We start from the raw sequence: 18,296 nt of genomic DNA on the forward strand, positions 1-18,296 counted from the left end.
TCAAGATGGTTTGCTAGCAAAAAATAAAAGCCCTCGAATTTCACTCTCAATTGAATTCCGCTTCTGCTCCTCAGTTGCTCCACGAGCTTCGCCACTTTGAAGATAAAACAGCTGCTCTTCCTGCATTGTCATCATCCAGTTATTGAAGTTTTCGCGGTTCACTTGCTTTCCTAAAATGTCACGTAGATGCCAGATCGGAATAAGACCACCATAACTATGGGTAATGTTTAGTTCATTAAACAAGTTGAGAGCTACTGGCTTAAACTCGTCGTAAGAAGCGATTGCTTTGCCAACATTAGAAGCTGCACTTTTCACCCCATTAGTTGATGAAGCCAGAGAACTAACCATACTGTTTGTCTGACCGATCCATTTCAGGAGTGCATTCGCGGTCCAAGTTCCGACAATAGTTCCTTCAAATTTAAAATGCGGGCTTTTGAGCCCTTCACCCAAAACTTCTAAACCTTTGGGAGAGAGTATAGTGAAGCCTGTTTTCGAGATAGCGATCGCACCCTGTTGTTGCAATTCGTTGAAAATACCCTGATAATCTGCTACTTTCCGGGTTTTTGATACAATCCGCTTGGTGAGTTCGCCTTTCTTCACTTCTTGCTTTGCTCCACCTAAATCCCACAATGCAAGGAGCAGACGAGTAGTTGCTTGAGTTTTCATAAGATGTAAGCTTTTTGACTTTAAATCAATGATTATCTTCGGCAGAACCAGTATAGTTTTGACTCAAAGCTTTTCACTGTTGGGAAAATACTGAAAAATCTCAAGTAATTTCTTCCCTATGACCTGAAGTTACTTACGTAGACTTATCTATATTTCCTGTGGCTGAATGCAGTGTCCTTCAAAGGCAAGATGAATTCCTAAAGAAATTACATCATGATTGCAAGCATACTGTTTACCTGTGCTGTTGTAGATGGAGCGGCAATTGTTCTTTTACTATGCCATTGGAAGCAGCAGGAATTCAACACTGTTGTTGCAACAGCAGGGCATTTAGCAAATGCAGGACAATTGAAAAAACACTATGAACATAAATTTCTCGGGGCGCAAAATTACGTCTTTTCCAGTTGCTGTTTTTCTTTCGGCATTACTAACAGTTCCAGTTCTTAGTGGCTGTGGTGGTGGAAACCCTCAAAGTAGTGCTCCACCTGTTGATGATACCGTCAACGGGAGAAATGTGAATTATCCCAATCAAGCCAACCCACCACAACAAGCGAGAAGGGGATTATCAACGGGTCAGAAAGTAGCTATTCTTGCGGGTGCAGCTGCTCTTTACTACCTCTACAACCAGCGCAAGAATGCACAGGGAACAGGACCTCAAAGCAAGTACTACATATCTAAGAACGGGCGTGTTTACTACCGTGATGCTCAAGGTCGCGCTCATTGGGTAACACCTCCCTCTGAAGGAATTCGAGTTCCGGCGTCTGAAGCAGAACGGTATCGGGATTTTCAAGGTTACAACGGACGCAGTACAGGTCGCACTTTAACTGACATAGCTCCGCAGGAAGTTTATTAAGAGATTTTCAACAAGTAGATTTTGAATCTTGTGGGGTGAGTGTCTTTGGCTTGCCTTAAAGCCCTCACCACAGTAAAGGCAATTAGTACCACAAGACAACAAGAGCAAAGCGCAATTAACTAAAGAAATAAAAAGGAGATAGGTCATCATGGTAGACGACTTTTTTAGAAAAGCAAAAGATTTGTTTGTTGGATCGGATGAAGATAACCGTCAGGTACGTCCCGCTAGTGAAGACCCATACGGCGATCCAGCTGACCAAGAATATTATGGAAACAGCCCTGTAAATCAAGACCCTTACGGTGACCCCTACGGTCAATATGGCAATGCTATCCCAGCAAGCCAAGACCCTTATGGCGATCCAGCCGACGTTTACGGGCAGTATGGCAATGCTATCCCAGCAAGTCAAGACCCTTATGGCGATCCAGCCGACGTTTACGGGCAGTATGGGAATGTAATTCCAGCAAGCCAAGACCCTTACGGCGATCCCGCTGATGTTGACGGGCAGTATGGCAATGTGATTCCAGCAAGCCAAGACCCTTACGGCGACCCCGCTGACCAAGAGTATTACGGCGACCAACGCGATCGCAACTACCGTTAATTCTCAATGCATTGGTCTAGTGCGATCGCGTATAAATATCTAGAGCATCAGTAATACCAAGAACCCAAAACCCGGTTTCTCTACAACTACTTAGAGAAACCGGGTTTTTTAGACCTTTGAGTATGGAATTTATATTGTAGTATAAAATTCACATTCAAGTTGGGTGTAAACGATGGCATTCATAAATAAAAACTATGAATAAATATAAATTTATAAATTTTTTAAAGATTTTGCGTATACTTTCGAGCTATCCGCGATAAGTCATGATTGACAACGATTAAATCTCAGCAAATTTTATGTATAAAAAAGGACGACTTAGAAAAAGTGTGCGCTTATTAATAATCATTAGTACGTGCTTTGCGCTACTTTTGGGATGGAATGTACTCGTTATGGCTCTTCCACCGACAGAAGCACAACTTGTACAAACAGTAGAAAATCCCAAGCAACAAAATGCCAACAACTCTGAAGAACTCGCGAGAAATCAAAAATTATGGAACACACAAGAAGTTCTCAACTACCGCTACACGCTTACCAAGAATTGTTTTTGTACAAGTGATGCTAGAGGACCCGTGATTGTAGAGGTTGGTAATGGTACCACCACTTCCGTGACTTCCGTAAATGCCGATGGATCGGTTAATCGCCAGTTGTTTGATAAGTACGATACAATTCCCAAACTCTTTGATGCGATCGAAGATGCAATTACACGTAATGCAGATAGCCTTAAGGTAGAATATGACCCTACTTTTGGCTACCCAACTCAAATTAATATAGATTACAGCAGCCAAATGGCTGATGAGGAACTGTTTCTCACAATTGAAAATTTCACCAAGTCTGCAAATTCTAGTAGAGCCAATATTTTTAAACTGAGTGGGGCTTTTGTTGAGGTAACTTACTCGGACACAAGTATTCTAGGAGGTCCGCAACTAAACTATCGTGACAACAATATCAATCGTACCTTCATGGGAGAGGCAATTCGCGTTCGCGAGACAGAGCTCGGTCAGTTAATTACAGTCACTTTAGAAGCAGTTCCCGATTTACGTACAGTTACGTTTACCTTAATCCTGCCATTGGTTAAGCTGAATACTGTATCTGAAACTATTCGCATTCGAGTCCCGAGTATCACAACCACGACTCGTACTACCATTGCAGGTCCTGGCGCTGGTGCAGAGAAAACCTATAAAGCGATCGATCTTAGAGGAACTGCTCAATTTGTTGTTTCGTAGCTGATGCTACCAGTTTTAGCCAACTATTTTTGCTTGGTCTGAAGATGAAACCCCTTTCCTTCGCTACGAGGAGGAGAGGGGTTTGGCGTGAGGTTTGTTTTGACTTCATCAAACTCATGTTTCCTTAACATTCTCAGTTTGAAATTATTAATACTAAATTTGCGTCTTATACCCCCCTTTATAATTTAGTCCGCGCAGGCGGTGAGTCCAGTCCTGCAGGCGGGTTTCCCGCCGTAGGGAACTGGCGAACCCGGAGGGACTTCGTTTGTATAGCCGTGATTTCTAATCACTAGGGCTTATTGGGGTTATAAAAATGGATTTGGTATAAGAAGCTTGCATAAATGTTTCCCTAGCATTTATGCAGGTACAACTCAAGAACAACTATACTGATTATTTGTTGATATATGGTAGGAAGACCCAAAGTAGGGTAACAAAATGAGAATTTTAATTGTGGAAGACGACGATCGCATTGCCAAACCCGTTGCAGAAGATTTGAAACACCAGCATTACGTAGTCGATGTAGCCTGTGATGGAATAGAGGGTTGGGAATACTCGCAATCTACCCAATACGATCTTATTTTATTAGATTTGATGTTACCTAAACTAGATGGAATTAGTTTATGTAAACGTTTGCGTGCTGCTAAATGCAATTCTCTCATCTTGATGATGACAGCACGAGATACCACTGCAGATAAAGTAATTGGGTTAGATGCGGGTGCTGATGATTATTTAGTTAAACCATTTGAATTAGAAGAATTAGCAGCACGAATCCGAGCTTTATTTCGGAGAATTCCAGAAACTCGTCAACCAGTATTAGTTCATGGCAATCTAAAACTCGATCCTAGTAGTTGTACTGCGACTTATCTAGATAACTTACTCTCACTTACACCTAAAGAATATATGATATTAGAATGTTTTATGAGAAATCCCAGTCAAGTTTTAACTCGTTCTGTAATTCTAAACAAATTGTGGAGTTTCGACAAATTTTCTGGAGAAGATACAGTAAAAACTCACATAAAAAACTTGCGTAAAAAGTTGAAAGATGCAGGAGGTTCTGAAAGCTTGATTGAAACAGTATATGGTATTGGATACCGTTTATCTGACGTAAAAATAGAGGCTGTAGATTAGCTATTGGGGGACCGGGCAATCAATTTGCTATAGGAGTTCTATCAGTATTTATGTTTGGTCAAATAAGATATCGTTTATTGTTATCTTACATGGTTGTTCTTGCATTAATCTTGGGATGTTTTGCAATAGCCGTTCGTGTTTTTTTTACTCGCAGTTTAACTCAAGAATTGACTGACAAACTGATTGACTTAGGAGAGGGCGCTGCTGCTAATGCAAGATTTGAAAATGGTCATGTAAACATAGAAAATGAATTCTCTATACTCAACATTACTGCTCGACATCAAGCATTACAATGGTTTGATACAAAAGGTCGTTTGATCGATCAGCAGGGAGAAGATGTTCTTAACTTACCTCTTGCTATGAATCGCACCATAAACATTCAAACAGAGGAAAAAAATATTCAAGCCGTGACTTTACCTATTATTGGAAGTGATGATGGAAAGCTCATTGGCTATGTAAGAGCAAGCCAGTCTCTCAATGATTTTAATGCGACTTTAAATAAATTAGATTGGGGGCTAACAGGAGGAATTCTGATTGCTATTATTTTAAGCAGTGTTGGTGGAGTTCTATTAACTCGTCAAGCAATGCAACCAATTGAAGATAGTTTTCAGAGACTTAAACAATTTACTGCTGATGCTTCTCACGAACTCCGCAGTCCTTTAATGGCAATTAAAAGTAATGCAACGGTAGCATTAAAGTATTCAGAAGGGATGCGAGAAGGAGATGTAGATAAATTTCAAGCAATTGTTAGTGCTACTCAACAAATGTCTGCTCTCACAGAAGATTTACTATTTTTAGCACGAACTGACAAAATTCCCAATAAAAAAAAAGATACAGTCAATTTAGCGGAAATTTTGGAGAACTTAATACTGCAATATAAACCTGAAGCTGAGAGTAAACAAATTCATTTACAATATGCAATAGGTGCTCCTCATTTGTACTTGCTAGGTGATGGCATACAACTGATGCGACTTTTTACCAATCTAGTAGCCAATGCACTGCATTATACGCCTGATGGAGGCAAAATCGAAATTAAAGCTCACCGTACAGGCTCTCATATATTGGTGAAAGTGCAGGATACAGGTGTAGGAATTGCACCTGAAAACCTTGAAAAAATTTTTGAGCGGTTTTGGCGAGCTGATACTTCCCGCTCGTATCACGGTGGTGGATCTGGATTGGGATTATCTATTGTCCGAGCAATTGTCCAAAATCATGAAGGCTCAATTGCTGTTACAAGTCAGCTAGGTGTTGGTAGCTGTTTTACTGTTCGCCTTCCGGTTAGTTGAGTTTAGAGGTTTGTAAATTTTGTTCCTTGCTCTGTATTTCTAGAAGCTCGGGAATTGTGACAAAGCTGTAACCTCGTTGTTTTAATTGACTAATAATTTGCGGTAAGGCTGCTACAGTTCTAGCTCGATTTCCACCACCATCATGCATAAGTACAATACCACCAGGTTTTGCCTGTTTTAAGACTCTGTTAACTAAGGTGTTGACAGAAGGGCGTCTGTAATCTTGAGAGTCATCAGACCACATCACAATAGTATAGTTTTTCTTTCTAGCATAAGCAGCAGGACCATTACTGAGTATTCCGCCTGGTGGACGAAATAATGTTGTTGACATACCAGTGATTTGAGAAATTAAATTGGCTGTGCGATCGATTTCAAATGCAGCTGTTTGCTGATTGAGAAAATGATACCAGTGATGCCAAGTATGGTTCCCGATCGCATGACCTTCTGCTACAATCTGCATTGCTAGCTTGGGGTATTGCTGAATATTTCTTCCTAAAACAAAAAAAGTTCCTTTTACATTGTTTTGATGGAGAATTTTAAGGATACCAGCAGTGGAATTCAACCAAGGTCCATCATCAAAAGTCAAGGCAATATATTTCTCCTTGTTAAGCAATTTTGCCTGGTAAACAATGGCTCCAGAAAATTGGGGTGGAACTGTCAGTGTCACAACCTTCGATTTAACATCTGGCTGGAAATTATTTAATTTTGTTGTACTTAAACTATTAGGAAGCGATTTAGATAATAACTGAGTGTTGTTAGTATTTTGTGGAATAGCTAGGTCACTTAGAATACTATAAAAATACTTGTTTTTGATATTTAATAGAAGACTGGGAGCTACAACACCTAATATAATTAGAAGTATAAGCGATAAAATTTTTGGGGATAGAATAATTTTTTGGCTTTTCATTTGAATTAAAAAAAGTTGGGTTTAATCAAGAGATAAAACCCAACCTAAATAAGATGTGGGGTGAGAATTTCTCTACTATGTAGAAAATTCCCTAGTAAGAGGAGAAAAACTGAAATCGTGAAATCAAGCTGTTGTTTGCTTCATTAGAAAAATTGATATAATTACTAAATTTACTTCTTGTTAGGAGTTGTTGGTGTTTTTACTACATTAGTACCTGTCTCTTCTTTGGTAGTTGTAGTCTTGGAATTTGTATTACTTGCAGATTTTTTGGCGTGTTGTTGAGATTTCTTTTTCTTTAGAGAAGGCTGTGTAGTTTTATGAACATTATTGACTGTTGGATTTGCTTTGTCGTTCTTTGAGTTTGCAGTCTGAGCTTGAGCGGCGAAAGCACCTTGTGACATTAAGCTAAGACTTAAAAGACTCATTAGACCAAGAGCAAAAACATTTTTAGTTGTAGTTTTCATGGTTTTCAAAACTTCTCTGTTCTCTGGGTTGTTTGTCTTGATGTGGTTAATGTATAAGGTAAAAGTGAAGAACTCGGAAAGATTTAATGGCATCTCTCAATTTTTTTAATATCCCTCGCTTTGGTTGCCATTTGTCACTCCACTCAAAATCTTCCCAAGTTCTTGACAAATTTTGTATATCTTAAGGTTTTTGCCCAAACATTTATAACCATGAACACTTCAACCAAAACTATTCTCATTGGTTCATTATTGCTTGGTTTAGGCATAAGTGAGTTATTAAAAACGAATGATGCAAGCAAATCTCCGCAACCTGTTGCCATTATGCCCCAGCATGATAACAGTTTCTTAACTGCTCAAAGTAGAGCTAGCACTTCCTATCTCAACGAGGTTGAAGAAAAACCAGATTCATCCAGACAGAGCGAACCCGAACCCAACAAAAATCCTATCCCTGTTTCCTTAAGTAAGGTCAGTCACTACAGTAAAATAGTATACAGTACTGTTAAAGCAAAAGACTGGCAACGTGCGACAGAGAATTTATTCTTCTTAGAAGATTCAGCACAAGGTATGAATCATGAAATTAACGGTGAAAAATCACAACTGGCAAAGCTAAATTCCAAAATTGCTTCCCTTAAAGGAACGATTGCAGTTCGAGATCGCCTAACTGCAATGCATTATGCCAATCAAATCACTCTGATTGCTGCTACGTTCGTAACGCACTTTCAGCCAAGAGTTCCTCTTGAGGTAACACAGCTTAACTACTACGGTCGCGAATTAGAAATTTGGACACCAACAGGGAACAAAGCTTGGTTGCATAAAACAGCTAATCACATGCGTCTTACATGGTATACAGTACGTCCGTCTATTTTGGTTCGTGGGGGAATCGATCGAGCACAGAAGTTTGATAAGTTGATCGACCGTGTTGAGGTAGCTTCTTCAGCTGCGGAGTACAGCCATCTAACTCCTCCTTTGCTTCAGGAGATGGACAACCTTGAAGATGTTTTTCTCAAAACCAGTTATACAAATCCCTCTACCCCCGCTCCCCATTTTGTGAGAACCCCGAGTTCTCCTGTCGTTGACCCCTAATCTCTATTCTCTAATTTTCCTGCTTTCAACAATCTTTCCAAGTTCTTTACAATTACTTCTTATCTTTAAAGACGCAGATTTATAAGATGAAGAACTGCAAAACTCAGAGATTTTTAGCTTATGAACACTTCAAAACATAATTTTCAAGATAACGATGAACAGAACATTGACTCCACTGCAAATCGTGATGTGAATAGACGTAACTGGAAAAAACCGATGAGTTACCTGGGTTTAGCATTGGTTTTAGCGGGATCGGGAATTACAGTTACAGGTATGCACTTACTGCAACCACAACAAGCAGCACTAGCAGTGACTCAAAATCCACCAGATAACTTAGCAACTGCTCGGGCTTCTAACTTTATCACAGAAGTTGTCGATCGCATTGGTTCTGCAGTAGTGCGGATTGATTCAAGTCACACAGTCAAACGTCCCGCATCTGATATTTTTAACGATCCCTTTTTCCGGGAATTTTTTGGCTCTGAAGTTCCCTCCCGTCCATCACAAGAAACTGTTCAAGGAGTTGGTTCCGGTTTTATCATGAATCCTAACGGTGAAATTTTGACTAACGCTCATGTGGTGAATGAAGCAGACACTGTCACAGTCACCTTAAAGGATGGACGTACCTTTAAAGGTCAGGTCGTGGGTAGCGATCCAGTTACCGATGTTGCTGTTGTCAGAATTAAAGCTAATAACTTACCGACAATCCCGCTAGGAAACTCCGAGCAACTCAAGCCAGGAGAATGGGCTATAGCTATTGGTAACCCTTTGGGTTTGGATAATACGGTTACGGAAGGTATTATTAGTGCTACGGGTCGCTCTAGTTCTCAAGTAGGAGTCCCTACCGAGCGAGTTAACTTTATTCAAACGGACGCAGCTATTAATCCCGGTAATTCAGGTGGACCCTTGCTCAACGCCCAAGGACAAGCCATCGGTATGAACACTGCTATCATTCAAAATGCTCAAGGTTTGGGCTTTGCAATTCCAATCAATACCGCCAAACATATTGCCAATCAATTAATCGCTAAAGGTAAAGTCGAACACGCTTATTTAGGTGTTCAAATGATGACGTTAACACCAGAATTAAAACAACAAATTAACAACAATCCTAATGCCCCTCTTAGTGTTGACGAATCTCAAGGTGTATTAGTTGTTAAGGTTGTTCCTGAATCGCCTGCAGCCAAAGGCGGAATTCGTGCAGGTGATGTGATTGTAAAGGTTAATAATGAATCTATAAATAAAGCGGACAGACTGCAACAAACTGTAGAAGAGACATCTATTGGGAGCAATCTACAATTAGAAATTCGCCGTAACGGTCAGACTCTCAATCTCAGCGTCAAACCAGGAGCGTTACCCAATACTCAGCAGGAAGGGTAGATTTAGTTATAGCAATTAGATGTGTATGCTCTCAAGATTAAGTTTGGATAATTTAGCTTAAATTTGTTCAATAAAGACTTAACGAATCATGTCTATCTCAACATCTCAACTAAGTTCTCTTCAACACACGCAAGACTCATTTTCTCGTAAAACTGATATAGTAGGCGCTTTTCTTCGAGACATAGGACGCATTCCTCTACTTAGCGACGAACAAGAAATTAACTTAAGCAAACAGGTTCAACGTTGGATGGCTTTGCAGTCCGCAAACCAAAAACTTACCGTTCAATTAAAACGAGAACCGACTCTTTCAGAGTGGGCTGTTTCTACCAATATGAGCGAAGAAGCTCTGCTAGAACGTCTTCGTGAAGGACAACAAGCTAAGCAGAAAATGATTCAGGCGAATCTCAGACTTGTTGTTGCGATCGCTAAAAAGTATCAAAGGCGAAATTTAGAGTTTCTTGACTTAGTTCAAGAAGGAACTTTGGGTTTAGAAAGAGGAATTGAGAAATTCGATCCAACTCGTGGATACAAGCTCTCAACTTATGTTTACTGGTGGATTCGTCAGGGAATTACACGAGCGATCGCAGACAAAGGGCGCACAATCCGATTACCCATTCATATGACGGAGAGGCTCAACAAAATCAAGCGCATTCAGGGTGAGTTATCCCAAAAACTAGGTCGCATTCCTACCTTCACTGAAATTGCCTTAGCATCGGATTTACAACCAAACCAGATTCGCGAATATTTACTATCTGCGCGTCCACCAATTTCTCTAGACTTACCAATAGGAGAAGAGCAAAATACAGAATTTCAGGAGTTACTAGAGTATAAAGGACTTTCACCAGATCGCTATGCGGCTCAAGAATCTCTTCGCCAAGACTTGCAAAAATTATTATCAAAACTGACTCCCCAACAACGAGAAATATTAACCTTGCGTTTTGGTTTAGCAGATGGAAATGAATTTTCTCTAGAACAGATTTGTCGGCGTATGGGTCTTAGTCGCGAACGAGTACGACAGATCGAAAAACAAGCTTTGAAGCGGTTACAGCTACAAGGAGATAAAATGCGCGGCTATTTAGCTAGTTAATCAACTGTCCGTATTGTATAGATTGTTACAGTAGTTGTGGAGAAGGGAATTTAACCTTACCACGCGTGACGAGCACCCTGACACAGTAAAAATGAAAAATTACTCTTTTGGGTACTGGTAAGGATGCGGATTTCCTCACAATCTCCTTGAAGTTTTTATTGATTGAGCATTCTTCAAGGAGGCTTTACAATGCAAGCTTCAACTTATATTAACAGACCTATCTTAAAACGAGGTTCTACTGGTTCACAAGTAGAAGAATTACAAGAACTGCTGAAAAAAAGAGTTCCTCTTCTTGATTGTATCGATTACTTAGATGTTAACGGTATATTTTGTAAAACTACTGAAGTAGCTGTTAAAGTTTTTCAGTTTCGCGTTTTTCTGGAAGACGATGGTATTGTCGGTCTAAAAACCTGGCAAGCCCTTTACCTGGGCGAACGCTTAAACTTACCACTATTGCGTTACGGTAGCCGTAGCAGAGATGTTGCTCAGCTTCAAAATGTTCTTAAATTTACTCCCATCGTTCAAGATTACATGGGTTTTAACGGTTATTACTTTGGAGCTATCGATGGCGAATTTGGTTTAAAAACCGAACAAGCTGTAAAAGTATTCCAAGAAGAAAAAGAATTGTTGGTAGATGGGGTGATTGGCACTAAGACTTGGAAAAGTTTGATGAATTTAGCAAGTATTATTAGCCACATTCATTTGTAAATATTGCGGGAGCAGAGCGATGGATGCTAGTGATGACCCTTAAAGCATTCTTTATCCCATGTTGGTTGATAAGAAGGACTAAGGTTGCTATCAGGAAACTGTACTATCACCGAGTGAGGAAATCATGAACCATGCTGATGAAATCGACTTGGATTATAGTTTAGAAGATTTACCCAAAGTTATGGATGCGATGGCGATCGCGTGCGATCGGCTCAAAAATATCAGTACCAGTTTACGGACTTTCTCCCGTGCTGATAAAGATTACAAAGTACCGTTTAATATCCACGAGGGTATTGATAGTACAATTTTGATTCTCAAACATCGCCTTAAAGCAAACGAACAACGCCCCGCCATTGACGTGATAACTGAGTATGGAGTTTTGCCCAAAATAGAGTGTTTCCCCGGTCAATTAAATCAGGTATTCATGAATATTTTGGCGAATGCCATTGATGCATTAGAAGAATCAAATAATGGACGGAGTTTTGAGGAAATTAACGCTAATTCCAACAAAATTTTTATTAAAACGACAGTCACAGAAAACCAAATTCAAGTTGTAATTGCTGATAATGGCATTGGGATGTGTGAAGAAGTCAAACAAAAAATCTTTGACAATTTATTTACGACGAAAGCTGTTGGCAAAGGAACGGGTTTAGGTTTGGCAATAAGCCGACAAATTATAGTAGAAAAACACAACGGTTCGCTCTCTGTGAGTTCTACACTTGGTAAGGGCTCTGAATTTGTCATTACCTTACCAATTCTAGCTCAAACTCTAAGTTAAATTGCCAATCTGGCTTGAGCCGTTAGCGAAGCTATTGCATTGTGAGATCGCACTCTAGAGAGAATAAATATGGCTGATTATCTTTATCTTAAAATAGTCTTACGTTAGAAACAGAACTTTACGTAGCAGTCTAAAATTTTGGTGTAGCAATTTTTGCAACTTGCTTGCGAAAAATTAGAATTTACAACTCCCGAAAAAATAATATGACTGCAAACAATCCCATACGGAAAAATCCTCTTCCATTACCAGCAACGCTAGCACGTCGCAACAAGTCCGATGTAGATGTGGGTGCGATCGCCAGAAGTGCATCCGTGCAGACGGATTTACGCGCCAAGATTGCCAGACCCGGACCTCGCGAACCAAAAATTGTTTCCACCGCGCACGGTCCCCTCAAGCATATTCTTTTTTGTTACCCTGCTTATGCTAGTGGAGAGTTCAGCTACAAACAGGTTTACGAAGATTTATTCCGTAAGTTACCTAAAACAACTCAATTTACGATCCTCACTCATCCAAGCGTTACTAACGATTTACTAGCAGCCCTTGATTCCACTCATGCAAGCGATCGCTCTACCATTGTAGAAGCACCTGATTTTTTGAATTTTCTTGTTTGGGCTGAAGACCCTTACGTGGTTGTCCAAGATACATCAACAACGGAAGGTACATCTTTCTTAGTTGAGCCTCACGTGTTTAGAAGATCGGGTGATGCGGCGATTGCTGAGTTAGTAGCAGAAGCAACCAATCTGCAAAGCATCCAGTCTCCTCTTTATTTCCAAGGTGGCAATGTACTGATTGGAGATGATTTTGTTTTCATCGGTACGGATTATCCAGAAGAGACCAAGAAGCTCATTGAAGAGGTAGGTAATATTGTAGTCCCCGAAGATGTTGAAAATATTGATGAATTTGTTAAAAATTTATACATCAAAACCTTCGACTCCAATCGCCAACTCATTTACATAGGTACAGAATTACCAGTTCCTCAACCGCAAGAACGTCCGATTACTATCGACGGTGAGGAATGGACTGAGGAGATATATACCGGAACTGGAAAGAAACAGCCCATATTTCACATCGATATGTTTATTTCGCTAGCAGGGCGCAGTTCTTCTGGCAAATATCGATTGTTGGTAGGCTCGCCCACTTATGCCGATCAAATTTTGGGACAAGAGCCTGTAGACCACTCGCTAGGGGAAATTTTTGATGATGTTGCCAAGACTCTAGAAGCTCGGGGCTTTGAAGTGATTCGCAATCCGATGCCGCTCACCTATGTAGATCTAGTTGATATTAAAGTGCGTACCTGGTATTATGCTACCGCTAACAACTGTTTGATAGAAATAGATGCAAACAGTGGTAACTCCGTGTGGCTACCAACATATGGTCATGGTGATTGGGCAGACTTAGCTCCTATTGATGCGGAAAACAAGCGCATTTGGGAAGAACTCGATTTCAAGGTTTACGAATTAACCGACTTTCATCCCTTTGTACAAAACCTGGGTTCGGTTCATTGTATTAAGAAGTATTTAGAGAGATAAAGCCTTCACCAATCGTCGATTTGGCTGGGATGCTAGTACAGAAATCTACGGTAATACCAGCCGCAAATACTTTCTTACAACCTGTGGCTTCAATCCCTTAAAGATTGATTGGGAAGATTCGGGGGAATGTTGGGGATAGTCCAAGGAACTTGTTAGAGCAAAACTGATTCTTAGGTATCACAACGTCTCTTTAAAAGTGCCCCTAGTAAACCATTCTGCATTAAATCGGTATTTACTAAGGCTTTTACGAAATTACCGGACCTCCTCCTGAAGTTATTTGGATAAAAATTAATTTTAGAATAAACTAATTCTAGAAAAAACGTAAACCAAAGTGGTTGATTAAAAAAGTATGGCAACCGCAAAACCAAAGATTAATTCTGTTGCTGTCCCAAAAAAATTACCCTTTTTGGAATCAATTTGTTGGCAGACTGCGGATGTGTATCGCTTCTCTCCAGAAGAAATGCTCAGTCGCTACGAGCGTGGTTGGCGATATCGCGACATATACAACAATCTAGAGGGTGAAGAAATTAATTTCCTTAAAGAACTTGCCAGACTTTATAAATCCTGGTTGTTAGTTGAGTTATGACCTTTAGATTCGACCATCATAATAAAATTCTTGAAATTCTTAAATCTTTAGATTGTGAAATACTTAAGAAGGGTTCTGCTTACTTTGGTGGCGGAACCCTTCTGGCTCTTGATTTTGAAGAATACCGATGGAGTAAGGATGTTGATTTTATTGCTTCTGTTAGTACAGAAGGATATAAATATTTACGTACAATAGTATTTGATGGTGGACATGAAGCATTATTTCGTGATTTAAGTAAAATCCAAATTGGGCGCGGTACAACAGATCAGTATGGGATACGCATGACAGTTATTGTAGGCGAATTCTTGATTAAGACAGAAATTATTGCTGAAAGTCGTTTTCGACTCGATCCTCCGAGATACCCCAAATGGTCACCTGTTCCGTGCTTAAGTTTAAATGATTGTTTTACCTCTAAACTATTGGCAAATTCTGACCGATATATGGATGATGGTGTAGAATCCAGAGATTTAATCGATTTAGCGGTTCTCAGGTTACAATGTCCAATACCTCAACCATCAATTGATAAAGCAGAAGAGGCTTACGAAGTCATAAGACCTTTAAAAAAAGCGATCGAACGCTTTCAGCAAAGACCAGATTACAGACACAAGTGTTTTGAGAATCTACAAATTGATGAATCTCAGATACCTAAAATTATTGATGGTGTTGATTTGCTTTCTATGGATTTAGGTTTATCCGAGACTCAAAGGATTTTTCGAGAACAGCATGATATCTTTACTGATTTAGAAAATTGAGTTTTGAAAATTCAAGAAGTTTAACCCCAGACAACTACTGCTATTATTGATTAGAAATTTAATATTAATTGGAGATATTAAGAATTATTTTTGTGCAAACTAGGATTAAATAGACTCAAAAATTAATTTATCTAATAATATAAAAACATTAAATAAGTTTTATTAATGATACGATAATATTAAACGTTTAAACACTCAGGCTAGACATTAAGACATAACAATTATGGACAGAAGAAGATCACCAAATTATGTACAACACAATGTGAGCATACCCAGACAGTTATCAACCCTTATTAGAATGATTTGCGCTAATGAGCGTAAATCATTAGGGGAGGCAACTGAAGAAGCTTTGACTTTATGGATAAATTTGCAAAAAGAAAAAATTGCAAATTTAGCTAAAACAAAAACCGAGTTTTCAAAAACTTCTGAAACTCCCAAGTATGTAAATAATATTTACAAGAAAGACGATTCATTCATTAAAAAAGAGGAAGTGTTTATATGAATCAAAAAATAAAAACATCAACCAATAGTACGACTAAAGTTAATGCTGACTTAGAAATTCACACTATTAATGGAGCCTTAAAGAGCATCAAAGTTTTTTACAAGGACAATTTTCCAACTTGTTATTGAACCAAGTGACACATCTAAAATTGTTTGAATTTCCTCATCTCATACTTGTAGCCTTGATAAACCAATTTCACCGCTAAAGCTTTTCTCTCCTCACGGGCATCTAGGCGATTATCTATAAATTCTTGTAGTTCCGCGATCGCATCTTGTAATGGATTGACTCTATTCAATATATTTTGACGTTAATTGATAAGCAATCCTGTTATGCAACTTCTATGCAACTAAGTTGTTTTAAGAAGATACTGTTAACGTAAAACCAATTCATGTAACTTGTTCAAAATCACTGATTCTTCGATACTCTTTACCAAGCCCGTGATGGGGATTGAACTCATGACCTCACCCTTACCAAGGGTGTGCTCTACCACTGAGCTACACGGGCAAATTTTACTTGAAGGTTGAGAGTTAGGAGATCGGAGTTTTGTTTATTGCTCATCTCTCTTAACTCTATTGCAGGTGGGCCGGGCTAGATTCGAACTAGCGTAGGCGCAAGCCAGCGGATTTACAGTCCGCCTCCATTAACCACTCGGACACCGACCCGTGTCACCCACGATTACTAATAGTAGCACAAGCTTTTGGAAATGCAAGGGGGGTGTGAAAAAAAATTTTTGGATTGGGGACAAGGAGGACAAGGAAGAAAATTCTACCGTGTCTCCCCCCTCTCCCTAACCTCTAACCAACCAATTCCCCAGTCTCTTGCAGGGAGTGCAAGCGATGGTAAATTCCTTCGTGACGCAGGAGTTCGTGGTGGTTTCCAACTTCTACTATTTTGCCTTTGTCCAAAACCACAATCTTGTCTGCTTCCCTAACTGTACTCAATCGGTGGGCAATAATGATTGTGGTGCGAGTTCCTAAAATTGAGCGCATCGCTAACTGAATTGAACGCTCTGACTCATAGTCCAAACTGGAGGTTGCTTCGTCAAACACCAGCACGTCTGGTTCGACTAACAACGCTCTTGCAATCCCCACACGCTGTCTCTGACCCCCAGAGAGCCTCACGCCTCTCTCTCCTACAACTGTGTAATATCCTTGGGGAAGTTGCTGTACAACTTCATCAAGTCTGGCTATTTTGCACGCTTCTTCAACTTGCTCGAAACTAGCATTGGGGTTTCCATAAATCAGGTTATCCAATAAGGTTCCGTTGAAAATATCTACTTCTTGGTGAACGATCGCCAGTCTGCGCCTGTAGTTACCTACGTTCAGAGTGCGAATATCCTCACCGTCAATCAGAATCTTACCTTCTTGAGGCTCAAAATACCGCAGCAACAATTTTACTAAAGTGGATTTACCAGAACCAGAACGCCCTACCAACGCGACTGTTTGATATGGCTCAATCAAGAGATTGATGTCTTGCAAAACAGGGCGCTCGCGATCGTATCCAAAGTTGACATGAGAAAACTCTAATTTCCCGGTAAATTTATAGGGATTGTCTGCAACATTTTTCTCTTCTAACAAACCCTCTGAATCCACTCCAGAAGGTTCTTTCAGAAAATCGTGGAACCGTACCATCGATATGTACCGGCGAGCAAAAATCTCCGCTAAGGTGCAAATAGGTTCTAATTCAGCGTATGCCATGCTAGACAGCGTGAGTGTCATGACAAAGTGACCGAGACTAATTCGCCCGTTCAGTGTTGCGGCTAAAGCCAAACCCAAGAGTGTAAAGACACAAAACTGAATAATACTTCTTTGCCAAGTCTGCAGTTTGACATAACCCTTGTGAATGCGGAATTCAACAAGTTTTAATTCGCGGGATAACCGGACTTTTTGCCGCTTTAGCTCTTTTGCTTCAGTTGCAAAAGCTTTAACCGTTTTGATATTGCTGATAATCTCCGAGGTACGGCTTTCTGTATCTTCCATGTACTTATCTAAGAGGTTATCGTGCCAAATCAACTTCTGTATTTTCTTGAGGCTAAATCCTAAGATCGCCACAAAGGAAATCAGGTACAGTAAAGCGATTCGCCACTCCACAAACCAGATAAACACAAAGATAGCTAGCACTCGAAACAGCTTGGGAAGTAACTGTCCGGAAATTTCAGGGTAAGTCCAAGTGTGGTTGGCAATTCCTCTTGCTACTCGTCCGGCAATACGTCCGGGGTTATTTTCGTCATAAAATTCTAAAGGTAAGGTAAGAATTTTTTCTATGGCTGCTTGGCTCTGAACGTGACGCGCCTTTAAGGCAATATCCCAGTGAAACCAATTGCTCAACCAAGGCTGCGTTGGTGCTCTCGCCACTGTAGCTAGAAAAATTAAACCCAGTAATGCTCCTAACTCTAAAGGTTTGCTTACTGGGTAGTGGATCAGGTTTGATAAATTTGCGATCGCGTCTTGAAGTGTTTTATCTAATGGTTGGTTGGACAAAACATTTAAAATTTGTCCGATAGCATAGGGTACCACCAGATCGATGACCTCATACATACTGGTGGCTGCGATACTAAAAGCACCAACCGACCAGTAGGGACGAAAGTAGTTGAGAAGATCTCGAAAATTAGCCATGATGCACACTACTCTTAGAGCGCGAACCTGTAACTGAGGTTTTAATACTACACGTATACTACAAAAGAGTCAAGAGTTGAGATATGTAAATCTTTCTTTGGGAGTAGGATTTAGGGAGTGGGGAACTCAAAACCCCACACAGTAGGGATTGGGGAGAGAT

At 40.0% G+C, this 18,296-nt stretch carries 17 protein-coding genes, 2 tRNA genes and 2 pseudogenes; 14 read left to right on the forward strand and 7 right to left on the reverse strand.

Annotated elements, in window-relative coordinates; translation table 11 throughout:
• A complete protein-coding gene (locus tag AB0756_RS30380) occupies positions 1–666 on the reverse strand; it encodes a hypothetical protein (protein ID WP_050046773.1) in 666 nt (221 codons plus the stop codon).
• A gap of 358 nt (positions 667–1,024) precedes the next feature.
• Between AB0756_RS30380 and AB0756_RS30385 the strand changes: the two genes are divergently transcribed.
• The 5 genes from AB0756_RS30385 to AB0756_RS30405 all read left to right on the forward strand — a co-directional run bounded on the left by AB0756_RS30385 (position 1,025) and on the right by AB0756_RS30405 (position 5,751).
• Positions 1,025–1,516 (forward strand): hypothetical protein, encoded by a 492-nt coding sequence (locus tag AB0756_RS30385; protein ID WP_038090273.1) that lies wholly within the window; start codon positions 1,025–1,027, stop codon positions 1,514–1,516.
• A gap of 148 nt (positions 1,517–1,664) precedes the next feature.
• Entirely contained in the window at positions 1,665–2,114 is a 450-nt protein-coding gene (locus AB0756_RS30390) for a hypothetical protein (RefSeq protein WP_038090276.1), read from the forward strand.
• A 389-nt stretch (positions 2,115–2,503) separates the two neighbouring features.
• A complete protein-coding gene (locus AB0756_RS30395) occupies positions 2,504–3,337 on the forward strand; it encodes a DUF6174 domain-containing protein (RefSeq protein ID WP_063779575.1) in 834 nt (277 codons plus the stop codon).
• A 435-nt stretch (positions 3,338–3,772) separates the two neighbouring features.
• Entirely contained in the window at positions 3,773–4,465 is a 693-nt protein-coding gene (locus AB0756_RS30400) for a response regulator transcription factor (protein ID WP_038090277.1), read from the forward strand.
• A gap of 50 nt (positions 4,466–4,515) precedes the next feature.
• Positions 4,516–5,751, forward strand: a complete 1,236-nt coding sequence (locus AB0756_RS30405) for a sensor histidine kinase (protein WP_050046774.1) — start codon at positions 4,516–4,518, stop codon at positions 5,749–5,751.
• Here the strand turns inward: AB0756_RS30405 and AB0756_RS30410 are convergent.
• Together AB0756_RS30410 and AB0756_RS30415 are read right to left on the reverse strand one after the other, a co-directional pair.
• Entirely contained in the window at positions 5,744–6,658 is a 915-nt protein-coding gene (locus tag AB0756_RS30410; protein ID WP_038090279.1) for a polysaccharide deacetylase family protein, read from the reverse strand. The genes AB0756_RS30405 and AB0756_RS30410 overlap by 8 nt on opposite strands.
• Before the next feature lie 170 nt (positions 6,659–6,828).
• On the reverse strand, positions 6,829–7,122 hold the full coding sequence (locus AB0756_RS30415; RefSeq protein WP_137986585.1) for a hypothetical protein: 294 nt from the start codon (positions 7,120–7,122) through the stop codon (positions 6,829–6,831).
• 210 nt (positions 7,123–7,332) lie between these two features.
• Between AB0756_RS30415 and AB0756_RS30420 the strand changes: the two genes are divergently transcribed.
• The 9 genes and pseudogenes from AB0756_RS30420 (at position 7,333) to AB0756_RS30460 (ending at position 15,521) form a co-directional block, all read left to right on the forward strand.
• The gene (locus tag AB0756_RS30420) at positions 7,333–8,205 is read left to right on the forward strand and encodes a hypothetical protein (RefSeq protein WP_063779576.1); all 873 of its coding nucleotides are present in this window, start codon (positions 7,333–7,335) and stop codon (positions 8,203–8,205) included.
• A 120-nt stretch (positions 8,206–8,325) separates the two neighbouring features.
• On the forward strand, positions 8,326–9,579 hold the full coding sequence (locus AB0756_RS30425) for an HhoA/HhoB/HtrA family serine endopeptidase (RefSeq protein WP_038090283.1): 1,254 nt from the start codon (positions 8,326–8,328) through the stop codon (positions 9,577–9,579).
• A gap of 88 nt (positions 9,580–9,667) precedes the next feature.
• On the forward strand, positions 9,668–10,666 hold the full coding sequence (locus AB0756_RS30430) for an RpoD/SigA family RNA polymerase sigma factor (RefSeq protein WP_038090286.1): 999 nt from the start codon (positions 9,668–9,670) through the stop codon (positions 10,664–10,666).
• Positions 10,667–10,855: 189 nt separating this feature from the next.
• On the forward strand, positions 10,856–11,374 hold the full coding sequence (locus AB0756_RS30435; RefSeq protein ID WP_038090290.1) for a peptidoglycan-binding domain-containing protein: 519 nt from the start codon (positions 10,856–10,858) through the stop codon (positions 11,372–11,374).
• Between the two features lie 88 nt (positions 11,375–11,462).
• A pseudogene (locus AB0756_RS30440) lies at positions 11,463–12,152 on the forward strand (sensor histidine kinase); the annotation flags it as partial.
• Positions 12,153–12,355: 203 nt separating this feature from the next.
• Positions 12,356–13,681 (forward strand): hypothetical protein, encoded by a 1,326-nt coding sequence (locus tag AB0756_RS30445; protein ID WP_038090300.1) that lies wholly within the window; start codon positions 12,356–12,358, stop codon positions 13,679–13,681.
• 349 nt (positions 13,682–14,030) lie between these two features.
• Entirely contained in the window at positions 14,031–14,267 is a 237-nt protein-coding gene (locus tag AB0756_RS30450; RefSeq protein ID WP_038090302.1) for a hypothetical protein, read from the forward strand.
• Positions 14,264–15,019 carry a nucleotidyl transferase AbiEii/AbiGii toxin family protein gene (locus tag AB0756_RS30455; RefSeq protein ID WP_038090304.1) on the forward strand — a complete coding sequence of 252 codons (756 nt, stop codon included), beginning with the start codon at positions 14,264–14,266 and terminating at the stop codon, positions 15,017–15,019. The genes AB0756_RS30450 and AB0756_RS30455 overlap by 4 nt, the downstream gene beginning before the upstream one ends.
• 223 nt (positions 15,020–15,242) lie before the next feature.
• On the forward strand, positions 15,243–15,521 hold the full coding sequence (locus tag AB0756_RS30460; RefSeq protein WP_137986586.1) for a hypothetical protein: 279 nt from the start codon (positions 15,243–15,245) through the stop codon (positions 15,519–15,521).
• Positions 15,522–15,631: 110 nt separating this feature from the next.
• Here AB0756_RS30460 and AB0756_RS30465 read toward each other — a convergent pair.
• The 4 genes and pseudogenes from AB0756_RS30465 to AB0756_RS30480 all read right to left on the reverse strand — a co-directional run.
• Positions 15,632–15,792: pseudogene (locus AB0756_RS30465) on the reverse strand (IS630 family transposase); the annotation flags it as partial.
• A 161-nt stretch (positions 15,793–15,953) separates the two neighbouring features.
• Positions 15,954–16,025, reverse strand: a tRNA-Thr gene (locus tag AB0756_RS30470).
• Between the two features lie 75 nt (positions 16,026–16,100).
• Positions 16,101–16,183: transfer RNA gene (locus AB0756_RS30475), tRNA-Tyr, on the reverse strand.
• 132 nt (positions 16,184–16,315) lie between these two features.
• Complete coding sequence (locus AB0756_RS30480; RefSeq protein WP_038090457.1) at positions 16,316–18,136, reverse strand: ABC transporter ATP-binding protein; 1,821 nt, start codon at positions 18,134–18,136, stop codon at positions 16,316–16,318.
• Between the last annotated feature and the right edge of the window lie 160 nt (positions 18,137–18,296).

The organism is Tolypothrix campylonemoides VB511288_2, assembly GCF_045999855.1.
Taxonomy (GTDB): Bacteria; Cyanobacteriota; Cyanobacteriia; order Cyanobacteriales; family Nostocaceae; genus Scytonema; species Scytonema bouteillei_A.